This is a genomic window from Dyadobacter sp. HNCC25DJ187 (assembly GCF_056895255.1).
In genome coordinates, this window is record NZ_JBXHAT010000001.1 from 2,356,788 (window position 1) to 2,375,065 (window position 18,278).

Annotated in this window: 14 protein-coding genes; 9 read left to right on the forward strand and 5 right to left on the reverse strand. The window is 42.6% G+C overall.

Annotated features, from left to right (window positions below; all coding sequences use genetic code 11):
- Positions 1–6: 6 nt before the first annotated feature.
- The gene (locus AC1XUE_RS09840) at positions 7–3,162 is read left to right on the forward strand and encodes an efflux RND transporter permease subunit (RefSeq protein WP_483355758.1); all 3,156 of its coding nucleotides are present in this window, start codon (positions 7–9) and stop codon (positions 3,160–3,162) included.
- Positions 3,163–3,228: 66 nt separating this feature from the next.
- Positions 3,229–4,662, forward strand: a complete 1,434-nt coding sequence (locus AC1XUE_RS09845) for a TolC family protein (RefSeq protein ID WP_483355759.1) — start codon at positions 3,229–3,231, stop codon at positions 4,660–4,662.
- A gap of 73 nt (positions 4,663–4,735) precedes the next feature.
- Here the strand turns inward: AC1XUE_RS09845 and AC1XUE_RS09850 are convergent, their stop codons facing one another.
- Entirely contained in the window at positions 4,736–6,850 is a 2,115-nt protein-coding gene (locus tag AC1XUE_RS09850; RefSeq protein ID WP_483355760.1) for a carboxy terminal-processing peptidase, read from the reverse strand.
- An 11-nt stretch (positions 6,851–6,861) separates the two neighbouring features.
- Complete coding sequence (gene bamJ, locus AC1XUE_RS09855) at positions 6,862–7,647, reverse strand: BamJ family beta-barrel-assembly machinery protein (protein ID WP_483355761.1); 786 nt, start codon at positions 7,645–7,647, stop codon at positions 6,862–6,864.
- 291 nt (positions 7,648–7,938) lie between these two features.
- On the opposite strand from bamJ, the gene atpA reads away from it, so the two are divergent.
- The 7 genes from atpA to AC1XUE_RS09890 all read left to right on the forward strand — a co-directional run bounded on the left by atpA (position 7,939) and on the right by AC1XUE_RS09890 (position 15,011).
- Positions 7,939–9,513: a F0F1 ATP synthase subunit alpha gene (atpA, locus tag AC1XUE_RS09860; protein ID WP_483355762.1), complete on the forward strand. Its 1,575-nt coding sequence runs from the start codon at positions 7,939–7,941 to the stop codon at positions 9,511–9,513.
- 88 nt (positions 9,514–9,601) lie between these two features.
- Positions 9,602–10,489 (forward strand): ATP synthase F1 subunit gamma, encoded by an 888-nt coding sequence (gene atpG, locus AC1XUE_RS09865; RefSeq protein ID WP_483355763.1) that lies wholly within the window; start codon positions 9,602–9,604, stop codon positions 10,487–10,489.
- 117 nt (positions 10,490–10,606) lie between these two features.
- Positions 10,607–11,344, forward strand: a complete 738-nt coding sequence (locus tag AC1XUE_RS09870) for an outer membrane lipoprotein-sorting protein (RefSeq protein ID WP_483355764.1) — start codon at positions 10,607–10,609, stop codon at positions 11,342–11,344.
- A 141-nt stretch (positions 11,345–11,485) separates the two neighbouring features.
- On the forward strand, positions 11,486–12,016 hold the full coding sequence (locus AC1XUE_RS09875; protein ID WP_483355765.1) for a YceI family protein: 531 nt from the start codon (positions 11,486–11,488) through the stop codon (positions 12,014–12,016).
- 193 nt (positions 12,017–12,209) lie between these two features.
- Complete coding sequence (locus AC1XUE_RS09880; RefSeq protein ID WP_483355766.1) at positions 12,210–13,205, forward strand: mevalonate kinase family protein; 996 nt, start codon at positions 12,210–12,212, stop codon at positions 13,203–13,205.
- Positions 13,206–13,356: 151 nt separating this feature from the next.
- Positions 13,357–14,223, forward strand: a complete 867-nt coding sequence (gene galU / locus AC1XUE_RS09885) for a UTP--glucose-1-phosphate uridylyltransferase GalU (RefSeq protein ID WP_115834421.1) — start codon at positions 13,357–13,359, stop codon at positions 14,221–14,223.
- Positions 14,224–14,327: 104 nt separating this feature from the next.
- Positions 14,328–15,011, forward strand: coding sequence for an SDR family NAD(P)-dependent oxidoreductase (locus AC1XUE_RS09890; protein WP_483355767.1), 684 nt, complete (start codon positions 14,328–14,330; stop codon positions 15,009–15,011).
- Between the two features lie 7 nt (positions 15,012–15,018).
- On the opposite strand, the gene AC1XUE_RS09895 is transcribed toward AC1XUE_RS09890, so the two are convergent.
- The 3 genes from AC1XUE_RS09895 to AC1XUE_RS09905 all read right to left on the reverse strand — a co-directional run bounded on the left by AC1XUE_RS09895 (position 15,019) and on the right by AC1XUE_RS09905 (position 18,267).
- Positions 15,019–16,329, reverse strand: a complete 1,311-nt coding sequence (locus AC1XUE_RS09895) for a hemolysin family protein (RefSeq protein WP_115832883.1) — start codon at positions 16,327–16,329, stop codon at positions 15,019–15,021.
- A 34-nt stretch (positions 16,330–16,363) separates the two neighbouring features.
- Positions 16,364–16,606, reverse strand: a complete 243-nt coding sequence (locus tag AC1XUE_RS09900; RefSeq protein WP_115832882.1) for a DUF1456 family protein — start codon at positions 16,604–16,606, stop codon at positions 16,364–16,366.
- A gap of 173 nt (positions 16,607–16,779) precedes the next feature.
- Positions 16,780–18,267 (reverse strand): SusD/RagB family nutrient-binding outer membrane lipoprotein, encoded by a 1,488-nt coding sequence (locus AC1XUE_RS09905; RefSeq protein WP_483355768.1) that lies wholly within the window; start codon positions 18,265–18,267, stop codon positions 16,780–16,782.
- Positions 18,268–18,278: the final 11 nt, after the last annotated feature.

An 18,278-nucleotide genomic window follows, 5' to 3' on the forward strand; every position in this document is an offset into this window, starting at 1 on the left:
ACAATCATGTTTCAAAAATTTATAGAACGACCGGTCTTATCACTGGTCATCTCAATCTTTATTACTTTGCTCGGACTGCTGGCTTTTCTGGATCTGCCAGTGTCACAGTTTCCTGATATCGTCCCTCCCTCTGTCGTTGTAACTGCCACATATACAGGAGCTAACTCCGAGGTTTGTGTGGATGCAGTAGCTGTTCCGCTTGAAAGAGCGATCAACGGTGTACCTGGTATGACTTACATGACCAGTGTATCCGGTAATGATGGAGTTACTACCATTACAGTTTCTTTTAATGTAGGAATTGACCCGGATCTTGCTGCGGTTAATGTGCAGAACAGGGTTCAGACCGTGATTGACGAACTGCCGGAAGAGGTAATCAAAGCCGGGGTTACTACTGAAAAAGAAGTAAACAGTATGTTGATGTATCTGGACATTATGAGTTCAGATTCAACAGTTGGAGAAGATTTCGTGTACAACTTTGCCGACATCAATATCCTGAAAGAACTCAAAAGAATTGACGGTGTAGGACGTGCACAGATTATGGGTAGCAAAGACTACTCTATGCGCGTATGGCTTAAGCCCGACCGCATGAATAGTTATGAAGTTTCTGCAGACGAAGTCGTCCAGGCTATTCGCGATCAGAACGTTGTAGCGGCTCCCGGAAAAACCGGCGTAAGTTCGGGCAGAGAGACACAGGCATTGCAATATGTACTGAAATATACGGGTAAGCTTTTTCAGCCTCAGCAGTATGAGAATATAATAATCCGATCTAATCCGGATGGTTCCATGCTCAAACTCAAAGATGTTGCCGACATTGAGTTTGGTACCTTGGAATACGATATGGCCTCCAAATCAAATGGAAAGCCATCTGCTTCCATCATGATCAAACAGCGGCCTGGATCTAATGCGCAGGAGGTAATTGCCAACATCAAGGCCAAAGTGGCTGAACTGAAAGGTACCACCTTCCCTCCGGGAATGGATTATTTCGTATCTTATGATGTCTCACGCTTCCTTGATGCATCGATACATGAAGTGGTGCGTACACTGATTGAGGCATTTATCCTCGTTATCATCATTGTATATCTTTTCCTGCAGGACTTCCGATCGACGGTCATTCCCGCTTTGGCAGTTCCTGTTGCACTCGTTGGTACCTTTGCATTTATGCAGTTATTTGGATTTTCGATCAACCTGCTTACATTATTTGCACTCGTGCTTGCGATTGGTATTGTGGTAGATAATGCCATTGTCGTCGTCGAGGCCGTCCATGCGAAGATGGCAGAGAAACATCTGGATGCACGAGAGGCTACGATTGAATCCATGAAAGAGATGAGTGGTGCCATTATCGCTATAACGCTTGTGATGTCGGCAGTATTCGTACCCGTAGCATTTATGTCCGGACCGGTAGGTATCTTCTACCGACAGTTCTCCATTACACTCGCCATTTCGATTGTTATTTCGGGTATCAATGCGCTCACGCTTACACCGGCCCTTTGTGCGCTGATGTTGAAAAACACCCATGGTCAACCCTCCAAAAACACTCCTCTTGACCGGTTTTTCAGAGGGTTTAACAATGGATATGATAAAATTTCCGGCAAGTACCGTAAGTTGCTTTCGATGATCGTTAGCCGACGGATGATCACAATTGGTTTACTTCTGGCGTTTTGCATAGGAACTTATGGAATCAATACTGTCCTTCCTACCGGCTTTATCCCGACAGAAGATCAGGGTGTAATCAATGTCAACGTTACTACTCCTGTTGCATCTACGGTTGAAAGAACAGAAGCTGTATTAGATGAAATTCAAAAAGTGGCTCAGTCTCTGGAACCCGTAGAGTCTGTTTCTTCCCTTTCCGGATATAGCTTGATTACCGAATCTGCTGGTTCTTCTTATGGTATGGCCATGATCAACCTGAAAGCATGGGATGAACGTGAAGCCTCAGTTCAGGACATTATTTCTGAGATGGAGCGTAAAACCAAACATATTACCGATGCAGATATTCAGTTTTTTCCACCACCGACAGTACCCGGATTTGGTAACTCAAGTGGTTTTGAATTGAGGGTTCAGGATAAAACGGGAAGTGATGACCTGCAAAAAACAGCCGATATCACTAATAAATTCGTAAAGGATCTGATGGACACTCCTGAGATTGCCAGTGCTTTCAGCAGTTTCGATGCAAGTTTCCCTCAGTACATGATCCATGTTGATGCCGATATTGCTTCTAAAAAAGGCGTGTCTGTTGATATGGCTATGAGTACACTTCAAACGCTGATTGGTAGTTTGTACGCTTCCAACTTTATCCGTTTCGGACAAATGTATAAAGTGATGGTGCAAGCCGATCCGGATTTCCGAAAAAACCCGGAAGATATCCTCAAACTGTATGTGAAGAACAATCGTGGTGAAATGGTGCCCTTCTCTACCTTTATTACACTGGAACGAGTGTATGGACCTGAGCTTTTGACGAGGTATAACATGTTTACATCTGCTATGATTAATGGGGATGCTGCTCCCGGATTTAGTAGCGGCGATGCGATCAAAGCCGTTGAAAGAGTAGCAGCTACAAGTCTTCCAAGAGGATTTACCTATGAATGGTCAGGTATGACACGGGAAGAAATTCTGTCTGGTAACCAGGCCATCTATATTTTTGCCATATGTCTGATTTTCGTTTATCTGTTACTGGCAGCTCAGTATGAAAGCTTCCTGCTTCCACTTCCGGTAATTTTATCTCTTCCTACAGGTGTCTTCGGAGCATTCCTTGCACTGAAACTGATGGGGCTGCAAAACAATATCTACGCGCAGGTTTCGCTCGTCATGCTCATAGGTTTGTTGGGTAAAAATGCCATTTTGATTGTCGAGTACGCAATACTTCGTCAGAAGGAAGGCCGAACAGTTGTAGACGCCGTATTGGAAGGAGCTACCGAAAGGTTACGGCCTATCCTGATGACTTCCTTTGCATTTGTTGCCGGACTTATCCCGTTGGTAGTAGCCTCAGGAGCTGGTGCTATTGGTAACCGATCAATCGGTACGGCAGCAGCTGGTGGTATGCTTATCGGAACCCTGTTCGGAGTAATTATAATCCCCGGGCTTTATGTGCTTTTCGCCAGTATGGTAAGAGGAACCAAGCCACCAAAGCCTACTGTAGCAACTCAGGAAAAAGTATTGCATTAAACTCCCGGGTTCAGCCCTCCGGCATCCGGAAGGCTGAACTACATTTTACATCAGAAAAAGACATTAATGAGAACATTTAAAGTATATCCGGTACTGATTGCCTCGGCCCTGATAGTGAGCAGCTGCCGTCTATCTAAGCCCGTGCCGCAGGTTCGGATTCAAACACCCGAAACATTTGCAGGACTAAAAGACACAACCGGCATTGGGAGTATTCCTTGGAAGACCTTTTTTACAGACCAAAACCTGGTTGCCATTATTGACACCGCCATCCAAAACAATCTGGATCTCAAGATGGCCATACAGAGAATTGAAATGGCGCAGACAAATGTGTTGTTTGCAAAAGGCGCGTTGCTACCTGTGGTGGATGTGGAAGTATCCGGTGGAGGAAGAAAATTCGGTGATTATACCATGGATGGCGTTGGTAACTATGACACCAATTTCTCTCCTAACCTGGACGATAAGCGTAAACTGCCCGCTCCTTTCCTACCCGATTATTTTGCCGGAGTACGTAGCTCCTGGGAAATAGATATATGGGGAAAATTAAGGACTCAGCGTAAAGCAGCCTTTACGCGATTTCTGGCTTCTGAAAAGGCGCGGCAGGCAATCACCACAAGTATTGTTGCCAATGTGGCGAGCTTGTATTTTGAGCTGATCAATCTCGACACAGAACTTAATATTATTAAAAAGAACATCACTTTACAGCAGACCGCTGTAGAAACAATCGGTGTTCAAAAAGAGGCAGGACGTGCTAATGAGCTAGCGGTACGCCAGTTTAAAGCACAGTTATTAAATACACAAAGCCTGGAAATAGATGTGAACCAGCGCATTATTGCTGCCGAAAATCAGCTGAATTTACTACTGGGTCGTTTTCCTCAGAAAATCACACGTAGTACAGTGGTTGAACAGTCATTTCCACAGCAGATACGTGCCGGTATTCCCACTCAGATGCTGCTTAACCGCCCTGACGTAAAACAGGCAGAACTTGAAATGCTAGCCAATTACGAAGATCAACACGTTGCCCGGCTGGCATTTATGCCGTCGTTAAACATAACGGCCATGCTTGGATTCAACGCTTTTAAAAGTAGCCTGATCTTCAATCCCGGCTCTATCGCATACAATGCACTGGGCGGACTAACTGCACCTTTATTGAATCGGAAAGCACTAAAAGCAGGACAGAAGAGAGCTGAAGCTACCACTAAAGAATCGTTATACAATTATAATAAATCAATACTGACCGGCTTCCAGGAAGTGAGTACGAGTTTAAATCGTATTGAAAACTCCAGAAAGATTACAGAATTAAAGCGTGAAGAAGTGGCAATGCTACAACAAGCGGTAACTACGTCCCGCGATTTATTCGTAACGGGTTATGCCACCTACCTGGAGATCATAACAGCTCAGAAAAGCGTATTAGAGGCTGAATTAACGCTTGCTAATGTACAGACGGATCAATACCTTGCATTGATTGAGTTATATCGCTCGGTAGGTGGTGGCTGGAAGTAATCAACCCCTATCAGAGCAACAAAAAACCGGACAAGTTTTACCTTATCCGGTTTTTTGTTTAAGTCGGTCAAAACTATTTCTTCTTAGTTCCTGCCAAACTTGGTTCTTTGGATATCTGAATAAGATCTACCAGCATTCTGCCAGTTTCATTAAGATAAATATCCTTTTTCTTCTTCGCTTCTTTCGGTGCCTCTACCGCCTTTCCGTCTGTTTCTTCCTCTTCTTCATCAGGTTCACCCAGTTGCTTCATGGCAGCACGTTTTTTCTCAGCTTCCTCGCGTTCAACTTTACGTTTTGTTTCCTGCAGAGATACAATCTTATTTTCGCGTGCTTTTTTAAAGTCATCTAGTGTTTTTACCAATGTCTTTAATTCTTCATCCGATTTCAGACGGTGATTGTATTTGTCTTTAAGCTGAGAAATAATTTTCTCATTGACATCATTAGTTGTCTCATATCTGGATGATGCGATCTGATCCCATGGCAAAGCACTTGGTTGAGAACCTTCTCCATACTCGTTTACTTTGAATGCAGTAGGCAGTTCCAGGTCAGGCATTACACCTTTCAGCTGTGTACTGCTTCCATTGATTCTATAGAATTTGGCAACTGTTAACTTCGCCTCACCCAATGGTTCAGGATATTTGGTATCATACTGATTCAGATTAATAAGCGTCTGAACGGTTCCTTTACCATATGTTTGTTCTCCTACGATAATCCCGCGTTTGTAATCCTGAATAGCCGCAGCAAAGATTTCTGATGCCGAAGCACTAAAGCGATTCACCATAACTGCCATCGGACCGTTATAGGCTATCATGGGATCATTATCCGACTGTACATCGATTTCTCCCCTACTTTCTTTCACCTGTACCACCGGACCTCTGTTAATAAACAAACCAGTAAGTGAAATTGCTTCTGTTAGTGAACCGCCTCCGTTGTTTCGCAAATCAATCACAATTCCATCCACATTCTCGCCCTGCAGTTCAGTGATCAGCTTCTGTACGTCTCGGGTAGTACTCGAAAACTCTTTCTCACGCTGCTGCGCACCTTCAAAATCACGATAGAAAAGCGGAATATCTATCACACCCACCTTATAATCCTTCTTGCCGGAAGTAATGGATACGATCTCTTTTTTAGCACGTTGCTCTTCAATTTTGATTTTCTCACGCACCAAACGGTATTCTTTCGGAGGTGTTCCAGGCAAAGCATCTGCTGAGTTAATCTGCAAACGAACAACAGTTCCCTTAGGACCTTTGATCAGCTTCACGGCATCATCCACAAACCACCCTACGATGTCCACGATTTTGCCATCGTCACCCTGCGCTACACCAATGATCTTGTCTTCTTTCTTAAGTTGTTTGCCTTTAAAAGCAGGACCGCCAGGAATTACTTCCTTAATCTTGATGTAATTATCTTCTTCCTGAAGTAATGCTCCAATACCTTCCAATGACTGACTCATATCCTGCTTGAAGCGGTCTGCCGCAGTTGGTGCCAGGTAAGATGTATGTGGATCCAGTGCTTCGGCATACGAATTCATGAACATTTGAAATACCTGCTCGGTACGAATTCTCGCCAACGCCCTATCTCTGTTTTTGTAACGATCACGAAGTGTTGTTGTAATAGATGAATCTGCCTTTCCTGATAGCTTCAGGTCAAGCGCCTCACTTTTAAGATACTTCCGCCATGTATCATTGAGCTCTTCATCGGTCTTGGCCCACGGTGCTTTTTCACGATCTGTATTGATAGATTCGTCCGCTGTAAAGTCGAAAGGCTTCTCCTCTTTCAGCAACGCCTGAATGTACTCGCTTCTTTCCTTATAGCGTTTTCTGAAAACGTTATACATATCGAAGGGAACATCAAGCTCTTTTCTGATCAGGAAATCATCAAATGAAAGTTTGTACTTCTCAAAATCCGCGATGTCTGAAGCCAGGAAATATAAACGACCATGATCTATACCATCAATATACTTATCAAACATCACAGCTGATAACGAATCATTCAGTTTCGTTTTTCTGTAATGATAATTGGATAAGATACGAGTAGTAAGTTCTTCCGCCTTAAACTGCGAAGCGATCGGCTTTATATCACCGGTTGTTGTCGAATCCGCCAACCTCAGTGAGCTTTTCTCCCTGGTGGGACCGCTCTGCCAACCCAGCAAAACAACCGGAATAAGAGTTATTAAGTACTTTTTCATTGTTGAATGTTCTATTTAACAATATCCAATAATTCAACTTCAAATACCAGTGCTGAATAGGGTGGTATCTGGCCTCCCGCCCCACGCTCTCCATAAGCAAGGTCGTAAGGAATAAATAATTTCCATTTGGAACCAACAGGCATCAGTTGCAAAGCTTCCGTCCATCCTTTGATCACGCCATTAACAGGAAATTCTATAGGCTCTCCGCGATCAACAGAACTGTCAAAAACTGTTCCATTGATAAGAGTACCATGGTAATGTGTTTTTACTTTATCGGTAGAAGTAGGCTTAGCACCTTCACCTGCCTTTATAATTTCATATTGCAGACCACTCTCTGTAGTGGTTACGCCGGCCTTCTTCTTGTTTTCTTCCAAAAACTTTTCTCCTTCAACGCGTACTACTGCTCCTTTTTCTTCCATTTCCTTTTGTTTAACGGCTGATATCTTTTCAAAATAAGTTTGCAGGAAAGCATTTGCGGCTTCCGGGCTCAATGCTGTCTTTTCTCCGTTTAGAGCGGCACTGATGGTTTTTGTAAGTACATTGGTATTCAGATTCCCGATTCCCTGAGATGCTACCGAATTCGAAAAACTTACTCCTATTGCCGCAGACAAGGAATCCATCTGGGTTTTAAGTAAAACAGGAGCCGGAACTGGTTTTGCAGCAGGCTTTGCTGTTGTTGCAGCAACCTTCTTCACAGGTGCCTTAGTTGCTGGTTTGTTTGTTTGTGCCAAAGAAGGTGCAGCCGCCGCAATACCGCATACAACACCTGCTATAATCATTTTTTCTAATTTGTACATTCTGCTAAAAAAAGATAGTCGGAAGTTTAAGTTTTATTCTGTAATTACTCTAAACGAACTCAATTACAACAAAAACACAATTAGTACCTAAAAAAGTTTTAAAAACGTTTAATCAGGCTGATAAACGGCCATTTAAACTGAGCTGATATGTTTAATCTCCTAAACTTGGAAAAATCTAATTTCCAGAGATAGTTTTTTACACAAAACATTCTTTATAAACCAAAATAAAAACCTACCTTTGCGGCTGATTTCAAAATCTTACTACTATACTCTAAATAAGTCAATTATACTATGGTATCTGTTAGACCAGATGAAGTTTCAGCCATTCTACGTGAGCAACTTGCAGGCGCTAAATCTGAAGCGGAACTCGAAGAAGTAGGAACCGTCCTTCAGGTTGGTGATGGCGTTGCCCGCATTTACGGTCTTTCGCAGGTTCAGGCAGGTGAGCTGCTTGCTTTCGAAAATGGCCTTAAAGCACTCGCACTTAACCTTGAGGAAGATAATGTCGGTGCTGTTTTGCTCGGTGATTACAGCGAAATTAAAGAGGGCGCTACTGTAAAGCGTACCAAAGAGATCGCTTCTGTTAAAGTTGGTGATGGAATTATCGGACGTGTAGTGAACACGCTGGCAGAACCAATTGACGGTCATGGTCCGATTCTGGGACAAACTTACGAAATGCCACTTGAGCGTAAAGCTCCGGGGGTAATCTTCCGTCAGCCTGTAACTGAACCTCTTCAGACAGGTATCAAGTCAATCGATGCCATGATTCCTATCGGACGTGGACAACGCGAGTTGATCATCGGTGACCGTCAGACTGGTAAAACAGCTGTTGCCATTGATACCATTATCAATCAAAAAGAATACTTTGATAAAGGAGAGCCTGTATTCTGTATTTACGTTGCCTGCGGCCAGAAAGCTTCTACAATTAAAGGTATTGAAGCTACGCTACGTCGTTATGGTGCTATGGATTACACAGTGATTGTTGCAGCTGGTGCTTCTGATCCTTCTCCAATGCAATTCTACGCACCGTTTACAGGAGCTGCGATCGGTGAATTCTTCCGTGATACAGGTCGTCCTGCATTGGTTGTTTATGATGACCTTTCAAAACAAGCTGTTTCTTATCGTGAGGTTTCCCTTCTGCTTCGTCGTCCTCCGGGCCGTGAAGCTTACCCAGGAGACGTATTTTATCTGCATAGCCGCCTTTTGGAGCGTGCAGCGAAGGTAATCGCAGACGATAACATCGCAAGAAATATGAACGATCTTCCTCCGTCATTGAAGGATATCGTAAAAGGTGGTGGTTCTTTGACTGCCCTTCCAATCATTGAAACCCAGGCGGGTGACGTTTCTGCTTATATCCCTACCAACGTAATTTCGATTACTGACGGACAGATATTCCTTGAATCCAACCTGTTTAACTCTGGTATCCGTCCTGCGATCAACGTAGGGATTTCGGTATCACGTGTGGGTGGTAATGCGCAGATCAAGTCAATGAAAAAAGTTTCTGGTACGCTGAAACTTGATCAGGCACAGTTCCGTGAACTTGAAGCTTTTGCTAAGTTTGGTTCTGACCTTGATGCTGCTACAAAACTTGCCATTGATCGTGGACGTCGTAACCAGGAAATCCTTAAGCAACCCCAGTATGCTCCTGTTCCTGTTGAGCAGCAAGTTGCAACTGTTTATGCTTCTACAAAAGGACTTTTGGACAGAGTTCCTGTTGAGCGTGTGAAAGAATTCGAAAAAGAATTCCTGACTGTTCTTTCTGTTCAGCATAAAGAAACTTTGGCCGCTTTGCGTGCAGGTAAACTGGACAACAGTGTTACTGACGTAATCGATAGCGTAGCAAAAGAAATATCAGCTAAATACTAAGCTAATCCATCACTCATTATAACTGCCGCAGGCAACTTGCATGTGGCAGTTATAACCGCAACGGCGAACCGTTTTTAATTTCCCAAGAATGGCAAGTTTAAAAGAAGTACGTAACCGGATTGTATCGGTTAACTCTACCCAGCAAATTACAAAGGCCATGAAAATGGTGGCCGCAGCTAAGTTGCGTCGAGCACAGGATAATATTATCCAGATGCGCCCTTACGCTCAAAAGCTGGGAGAAATGCTTTCCACTGTATCCGCAGGATCAGAAAACTCTGTGGACAGCCCGCTGAAAGTAGTCCGTTCGATCGAAAAAGTATTGATCGTGGTTGTGACATCCGACCGTGGATTGTGTGGAGCATTCAATACCAATGTCGTTAAAGCTACTATGCAATTGATCGATGAAAGATATGCTGCTCAGGCTGCAAAAGGAAATGTCGAGATCTTTGCAATCGGTAAAAAAGGTGCAGAATCATTTAGCCGCAGAGGCTTTAAGGTGAATTCTACCTATACAGATTTATTTACAAGACTTAGCTTTGTCGCTGTAAAAGAAGCTGCGGAAATAATAATGACCGCATTTTCTGATGGGCGTTATGACGCGGTGGATCTCGTTTACAACGAATTCAAAAACGTGGCTACTCAGATCATCCATGCAGATAGATATCTTCCTATTGTTTCGGAGCAACCAACTTCAACAGTAAAAAAAGCTGAAGTGAACTACATCTTCGAACCTACAGAAGAGGAGATTCTGGCTGAGCTGATTCCAAAGTCGCTTAAAATTCAGTTGTACAGAGCAGCTCTTGAATCCTATGCTTCAGAGCAAGGTGCACGTATGACTGCTATGGAAAAAGCAACAGAGAATGCTCAGGATCTTTTGAAAGAGCTGAAGCTTATTTACAACCGTACGCGTCAGGCTGCAATTACTACCGAGATTTTGGAAATCGTTGGTGGTGCAGAAGCTTTAAAGGCATCATAAAAAATATAGTTATCGAACTGGAAACGAGCGGATCAATTGATCCGCTCGTTTTTTTTATTAGTTTTAGATCCAATTCTGTATACATTTTATAAATTTAGAACTGAACCTGCACATCCTATGTCGCTCTCTTTCACCATAAAATCGCTGCTGATTACTTCGCTTGTGTTGATCCAATGTTATGCATCAGCTCAAACTGTAGATGATATCGTTTACAAACATATCAAAGCCATGGGCGGGGCAGACAAAATAGCACAATTGAAAGGGGTCAAAATAGCAGCTAACATGAAAGTAATGAATATGGATATGCCTGTTAATACCACCATTGTGCAGAATAAGGCATTTCGTACAGAAACTAAAGCTCAGGGAATGACAATTATACAGGCTGTTAACGGCAATACAGGATGGATGATCAACCCAATGGGTGGCCAGACAAAAGCGACTGTGATGCCTGAAGAGGCTGTTAAATCAATGGAATCTCAAAAGGATCTGACTGGGCTGTATAACTATAAAGAAAAAGGTTACAAACTTACTTTGGATGGAGAAGAAGATCTCGACGGAGCTAAGGTTTACAAAGTAACAGCCACACTGAACAGCGGGGTTAAACAAATTAATTATATCTCCAAAGACACTTTCTATATTCTTAAAATAGAAGCGTCCATGCCTGTTGAAGGGCAGCTTATCAAAACTGAGAGTACACAGTCTGACTTCAGACAAATTGATGGAATCGTTTTTCCATTCGTACTTGAAGTTACTACCACCGCCATGCCGGGTATGACCATGGTAAACAGAATTACGTCTCTCGAAGTCAATCCGAAAATTGATGAAAGTATTTTTGAAATGCCTAAAGAGCAATAAAAATTCAGCAAGATAAAAGGATGCTTTGCTATTAAACTTTAAATCTCAATCACAAAAGATTGAGATTTTTTTCTTTTGTCGGAACTACTTCGTATTATTACATGTATATACATTAAATGTAACAACACAAATAACACTAACATGGCAACTGCAACAACATGGGTTATTGACCCGACACATTCAGAAATTCAGTTTAAAGTAAAACACCTTGTTATCTCTACAGTTACTGGCTCATTCAAAACTTTTGAAGGAAGTGTTTCAACCGAAGCTGAAGATTTCGATGGTGCAAGCGTTACTTTCTCAGCAGATACTGCAAGCATAGATACCAACCAAGCTCAACGTGATGAGCACTTAAAATCAGCCGATTTCTTTGCAAGTGAGGAATATCCAAAAATCTCTTTCGCTGGTACATTGGCAAAGAAAGGAAGCGACAGCTACGCATTGAAAGGTGATTTAACTGTTAAGGACATCACAAAACCTTTCGAGTTCGCAGTAGAGTATGGCGGAAATATGACTGACTTCTACGGAAATAACAAGTCAGGTTTTGAAATTACTGGTAAAATCAACCGTCAGGAATTCGGTCTGACATGGGGAGCTGTTACCGAAGCGGGTGGAGTAGTTGTAGGCGACGACGTGAAATTGATTGCTAACATCCAGGTTGTAAAACAATAAGTTCTCAACATATATGCATCATTCTTTTATATAAAGATTATGCAAAAAATACGGTATCAGAATCACAGGATTATTGATACCGTATTTTTTATATCCCACTTTCAAATTACTCCTATATCCGTTTTATTTTCAGGGCAAATAATACGAAAGCTCGTCAATTTGTTACTACATTTAACAAAAAAAGAACTTAGCCTTGATAATCGAGACACGCGCTTACGCCCGCGCCGGGCTTTTGGGTAATCCTTCTGATGGTTTTTTTGGAAAAACAATTTCTATATCTGTCAGAAATTTTGGTGCTTCCATTTCCCTATACGAATCTCCTGAACTTCATATTGAGCCTCAGCCGCAGGATGTAAATACTTTCCGAAGTATCTACCACCTCCGCGAATCGGTAAGTATGCTGGGCTATAATGGCGGCATTCCACTGATTAAAGCGGGAATCAAAAAGTTTGGTGACTATTGTGAAGAAAACAATATCAAACTTCCCAACAGAAACTTCACGGTACGCTACAGATCTTCCATTCCACGTCAGGTAGGTATGTCTGGTTCAAGTGCCATTGTTGTAGCATTGTTCCGTGCGCTGATGCAATTCTATAAGGTAGAAATCCCGATTGAAATTCTGCCTCAATTAGTCATGGTTACCGAAACTGAAGAACTTGGCATCACCGCGGGTTTGCAGGATCGTGTGATACAATGCTATGAGGGTTGCGTATACATGGATTTTGACAAAGACATGATTCAGGAAAAAGGACATGGGAAGTACGAAAGAATTAATCCTGAATTGTTACCAAAACTATATGTTGCGTATAATACGAATCTGAGTAAGGTTTCAGGGAAGGTGCACAGTGATGTCCGAGCCAGATTTGACCGGGGAGAAAAAGAGGTTATTGATACGCTGGCTGCTATAGCGCAAAAGGCAGAAGAAGGTCAGAAAGCACTGCTGGAAGGCCGGGCAGATGATCTGCATCAGCTTATGAATGAAAATTTCGACCTGCGATGCCAGATTTACGACGTCCCGGAATCCAATAAGCAATTGATCAATGCGGCAAGAGCATGCGGTGCATCCGCAAAATTCGCCGGATCGGGAGGAACGATCATCGGAATGTATCATAATGACGATATGCTCAATCAGCTTTTCGTTCAGCTCAAAAAATTCAATGCAAGGGTAATCAGGCCGTTTGTAGTGTAACGGCTATGAGCTGTCAGCATTCGGCCATCGGCTCTATCCTTATTTATTTTAGTATACAGACCAATATTAAAAATTTATACATCGTGCTTAAACTGATAGCTGATAGCGGAGTACCGACAGCTGATAGCCGAAAGCCGAAAGTCACAAAATTATGATTCGTAAAGCCGTTATACCCGCCGCGGGACTTGGGACCCGTTTTTTACCTGCAACCAAATCGATGCCAAAGGAAATGCTTCCTATCATCGATATTCCAACCATTCAGTATGTAGTACAGGAAGCGGTTGATTCAGGCATTGAAGATATTCTGATCATTTCCGGAAAGGGCAAAAGAGCGATTGAAGATCACTTCGACCGTAACGTTGAACTGGAAAGCCGTCTGGAAGAAAAAGAAGATCTGCTTTGGTTCAATGAAATGCGCAGACTTGCTGATATGGCCAATGTTCACTTTGTACGCCAGAAAGAAGCCAACGGATTGGGAGATGCCATTTACTATGCGCGTCACCATGTAGGCAATGAGCCTTTTGCTGTACTGCTGGGCGACACTATTATGGACTCTGTGATTCCGGTTACACAACAATTAATGGATACGTATGAGCAATACGGCGGTTCTGTCATCGCTGTGGAAGAAGTGCCTGCTAACAAAGTAAACCGCTATGGTATCGTAGGCGGAACTACACTGAGTGACACAATTATGGAGCTATCGACACTGGTAGAAAAACCTGCTATTGACCTGGCCCCTTCCAATCTGGCAATTGCAGGTCGGTATATCCTGACCCCTGAGATTTTTAAAACTATTGAACAAACTCCGAAAGGCAAAAACAATGAGATTCAGTTGACCGACTCAATGCTTTTGCTTCTGAAAAGAGAAAATATTTTCGCTCACAGAATTGAGGGCAAACGCCATGATATCGGTGACAAGCTCGATTACCTGAAAACTACCGTTGAGTTTGCGCTGAAACGTAAGGAATTCGCTGAGCCTTTCAGGAAGTTTTTGAATGACCTGTTGGCCGCAAATTAAGCGAAGCTATTTATCGTAAAGAAGGAATTTTACCGTTATAACAATACAGAAGAAGCCGGACCTCTGGCTTCTTCTGTATTTACAATCATCGAAACTATACACTCATGTCAAATATCATTATCAGTGGTGCGTCAGGAAACCTGGGAAAAGAAGTAACAGAGAAGTTGCTGGGTTCGGGGCATGAACTGTACGTCACTACGGGATCACATTATGATGGCGGATTTGATCACCTTTCCGGCGTCAAAACTTTTTCTATAGATTTACTTGAAGCACAAGGATCATCAGTCTTTGTAGACCATGTAATCGCCAATGCAGGCTCAATCCAGGCAGGCATTTTTCTGGTTGGAGGATACACCTACGGCGATATACTAAATACCAACGATGAAGAACTGGAAAAGATGATTCATCTTAATTTCTTCACCGCCTTTCATCTCGTAAAGCCGCTTATTGCTCATTTCAAAAAGCAGGGTAGCGGAGGAAAACTGATATTCATTGGTGCAAAAGCTGCTGTTGAAAAGAATTCCGGTGATGCCAGTTTCGCCTATACATTGTCCAAATCTCTACTCTTAAAGATGGCTGATATGATCAATGCTGAATATCAGTCTGCAGGCATTACCGCTACGATGATCGCGCCAGAAATTATCGACACGCCTGTTAATCGCAAAGCAATGCCCGATGCCGATTTCACCAAATGGGTTTCACCAGCCGACATTGCAGAAAACATCGATTCAATCATACAACATACCGAAGCCCACGAAACAATTATCAGGTTATACAACAAAGATTGATCAGGACTTAAAAGATATCCTGATCGCCAGTGTCCAAAACTGTAATTTTTACCTGAGAGATACTTGTTCGCTGTTTCTTCAAAACTGTAAACTCGTATCTCTTCGTCTTTAATTTCTCGCCAACAGATGGGATTCTGCCGAATTTCCAGATCAGATAACCAGCCAAAGTTTCATACTCCGCTTCCTTTCTGATATCGTAAGGTAGTTTATCATTCAGATCCGTAATCGATGCAGAGCCTAACACAATGAATGAGTTATCTATATCATTTTTGATAATCGGTGTTTCATTATCATATTCATCCTGGATCTCCCCTACCAGTTCTTCCAGAATATCTTCCATCGTCACAATGCCGTCCACACCACCATATTCATCTACGATCACAGCCATCTGCTGTCTGTTTACCTGAAAATCCCGCAGCAATGCACCGATAGGCTTAGACTCATGCACCATGGATATAGGTCTGATCAGTTCCTGTAAAACGATACTTTTCCCCTGTCTCATTTTCAGTAACAGGTCTTTAAGGTGCAGCACTCCTACAATCTGATCCAGCGTATCTTCATAAACAGGAATGCGGGAATAACCTTCCTCAATAATCTTTTCCAGCTTTATTTCATTGAAATCGTTGATATCCACACCCACTACCTGGCCTCTGGGAATCATAATTTGTTTGGCAAGAATTTCTGAAAAGTTGAAAGCATTTTTGATCAGGTCGTAATCCGCTGCTTCAATCATTCCGCTGTCTTTTTGCTGTTGCACCAGATAACGCAGCTCATCACTACTATGTACTTCACTACCGTGAGTAGGTGTAATACCAATACCTTTGAGAATAAAATTGGCTATACCATTGAGCAACCACACCACCGGTCTGAAAACCAGATAAAAGCCATGAAGCGGATAAGAAAGAAAAAGCGTCGTAGACTCAGGACGTTGGATGGCGATGGATTTCGGAGCCAATTCACCAAACACAATATGCAGAACGGTGATGATCGCAAATGCTGCAGGTAACGCAATCTGATGGGCAAGTTCAGGGCTAAGTGAGATCCCCACCAGTTCCATACCGGCAATCAGCATTTTTGAAACTACCGGCTCCCCTATCCATCCCAGTCCAAGGCTGGCCAGCGTGATTCCGAACTGCGTAGCTGCCAGATAACCATCCAGATTTGAAACAATCTTTTTGGACAAAATGGCCATGGCATTCCCATCCTGCACTTTTTGTTCCAGTTGTGAAGCACGGATTTTAACTATTGCGAACTCTGCTGCGACAAAGAAACCATTTAAAAATACCAGAACAAGGGTTATGATAACCTGAGTGATCATTGTAAGTGATGTATAGTGAATTTAATTGTTGTGACTAATCTTCATGCTTTTTACCATCCTCAGCCGGTCCTCTCATGTGTATGATCAAACCATTCAGAAAATTGCGCAGCAACTGATCTCCACAAGGTTTATAATTTTCGTGCCCTTCTTTCCTGAAAAGCGCACCCAATTCACTGGCTGTCACTTTGAAGTCCACAAGGCTCAAAATATGAATGATTTCGTCGTTACGTAAATGCAGTGCAACGCGAAGTTTTTTAAGGATATCGTTATTAGTCATTGTCTATTTTTGGTTACAAATAATTCCGTAAAATATCGTTAACCGGCAAATTATACATTTTTTAGAATTCAATGATACATGTTGACTTAATCCCTGCACTTTAATAAATGACAAATGGACGGACAAACCTTACAAAAGGCTCATCCGTCCATTCAGTATTCAAGCTTCCGCGACTATTTCAGCCACCAGGTTCTCTGGTTTATCAGGTCATTATTTTCGCCAAACTGACTCTTGATAGCCGCTGCAACATTCTCCCTGTTATTGTTGTATTCGGCCTGAGGATAAATCCAACGGAAAGGCAGCGCGACACCGGCAGGACGGCGGTATTCAGGATAACCTGTACGCAAGGTGTTGAAGTAAGAATCCCACCCTGACTGGAAGAAAGACCTCAGGTACTTCTGCATCGCAATCATCTCAATTTTCTGAGCTGTTGTAGTCACTTTTGAAATATCATTGATTGACTTTGCCAGATATGTATCCGCTTTTGCAGAAGTTACGTATGAAGGCATCGTACCTTTTGAGTAGGTTTCATAGAATTTAAACGAAGCCTTCACCCCTTTTTGGTAATATGTATCAGCCGAACCAGTGATCCAGTTCCTTACCACAGCCTCGGCAAGAATGAAATTCTGTTCTGCAAATCCAAGCAATACCCGTGGTTCAGTAGTAGGATCTTTATGATAACGGTCGTTTACTTTGGAAGTACGGCCGGCCGTAGCTTTGATATTGACCTGCGCATATGGTACTGCAGGATCTCCACCCTCATAAGATGAGAAGTCGGTCAGTGCCTTACCAGCTTCACTCCCTACCTTGGTTTGGGTACAGTAGATGAATAGCCTTGGGTCTTCTCGATCCTGCAATCTTCTGATAAAGGTAGAATCCATATACATCCCTGAACCAAAACTGCTGGAGTTGAACTCAGGATAGCGATTGCCCTGCTGATCAAGGAATACCAGTTGTGCATCATCACTCTCGCTCACCAATATAGGCTCATTGGCAACAATCTGTGCAAAAGTAGCTTTCACATTCAAATCAGCTTCTGACTCTTTCCCCGAAAGTGCCATCAATACTTTCAGACGATATGCATTTACTACTTTTCTCCATTTAGTAATATCACCTTTAAAAATGACATCCCCGGCAATGATCTTGTTTTCGGCTTTTAAAAGCGTATTAGCTTCTTCAAGCTCTTTTAATATCCCCTGGAATACAGCCTTCTGTGAATCGTAAGATGAAGGTGTGTAAACAGGATCCAGCTCTCCTCTCAATGCCTTTGAATAAGGAACATCTCCGAAAGTCATTGTAAGATTATAGAAGTAGACAGCACGAAAAAACTTACCCAGAGCAACATAAGAGTTATCGCTGATCTTTTCCCCTTCCTGAATCATTTTGGTAACATCTCTTAACCTGGAATAGGCAGAGAAATCTCCTCGGTCCCATTTGTAGTATTGAGATGCACTTTCTCCATCCGTTTGTACCAGCATTTTTTGTGCATACAAAGGGCCGGTTCCACCATTATCCTGAAATGCGTTCCATTGTATTTTAGTGAGCAAAAGCTGCGGGTGGGCAGAAGTAGGACGGTTCGGGTCCACATTCATCTCGTCCATGTTCTCACATGAAAAGAAGACAAGCGTAAAGGCTAATAATTGATATATAATCTTTTTCATAATAGTCTTGA

Bases quoted from the DNA above. Each gene is read 5' to 3' on its own strand.
- AC1XUE_RS09840 (WP_483355758.1), top strand. From the start codon at position 7: ATGTTTCAAAAATTTATAGAACGACCGGTCTTATCACTGGTCATCTCA.
- AC1XUE_RS09845 (WP_483355759.1), top strand. From the start codon at position 3,229: ATGAGAACATTTAAAGTATATCCGGTACTGATTGCCTCGGCCCTGATA.
- AC1XUE_RS09850 (WP_483355760.1), bottom strand. From the start codon at position 6,850: ATGAAAAAGTACTTAATAACTCTTATTCCGGTTGTTTTGCTGGGTTGG.
- bamJ (WP_483355761.1), bottom strand. From the start codon at position 7,647: ATGTACAAATTAGAAAAAATGATTATAGCAGGTGTTGTATGCGGTATT.
- atpA (WP_483355762.1), top strand. From the start codon at position 7,939: ATGGTATCTGTTAGACCAGATGAAGTTTCAGCCATTCTACGTGAGCAA.
- atpG (WP_483355763.1), top strand. From the start codon at position 9,602: ATGGCAAGTTTAAAAGAAGTACGTAACCGGATTGTATCGGTTAACTCT.
- AC1XUE_RS09870 (WP_483355764.1), top strand. From the start codon at position 10,607: ATGTCGCTCTCTTTCACCATAAAATCGCTGCTGATTACTTCGCTTGTG.
- AC1XUE_RS09875 (WP_483355765.1), top strand. From the start codon at position 11,486: ATGGCAACTGCAACAACATGGGTTATTGACCCGACACATTCAGAAATT.
- galU (WP_115834421.1), top strand. From the start codon at position 13,357: ATGATTCGTAAAGCCGTTATACCCGCCGCGGGACTTGGGACCCGTTTT.
- AC1XUE_RS09890 (WP_483355767.1), top strand. From the start codon at position 14,328: ATGTCAAATATCATTATCAGTGGTGCGTCAGGAAACCTGGGAAAAGAA.
- AC1XUE_RS09895 (WP_115832883.1), bottom strand. From the start codon at position 16,329: ATGATCACTCAGGTTATCATAACCCTTGTTCTGGTATTTTTAAATGGT.
- AC1XUE_RS09900 (WP_115832882.1), bottom strand. From the start codon at position 16,606: ATGACTAATAACGATATCCTTAAAAAACTTCGCGTTGCACTGCATTTA.
- AC1XUE_RS09905 (WP_483355768.1), bottom strand. From the start codon at position 18,267: ATGAAAAAGATTATATATCAATTATTAGCCTTTACGCTTGTCTTCTTT.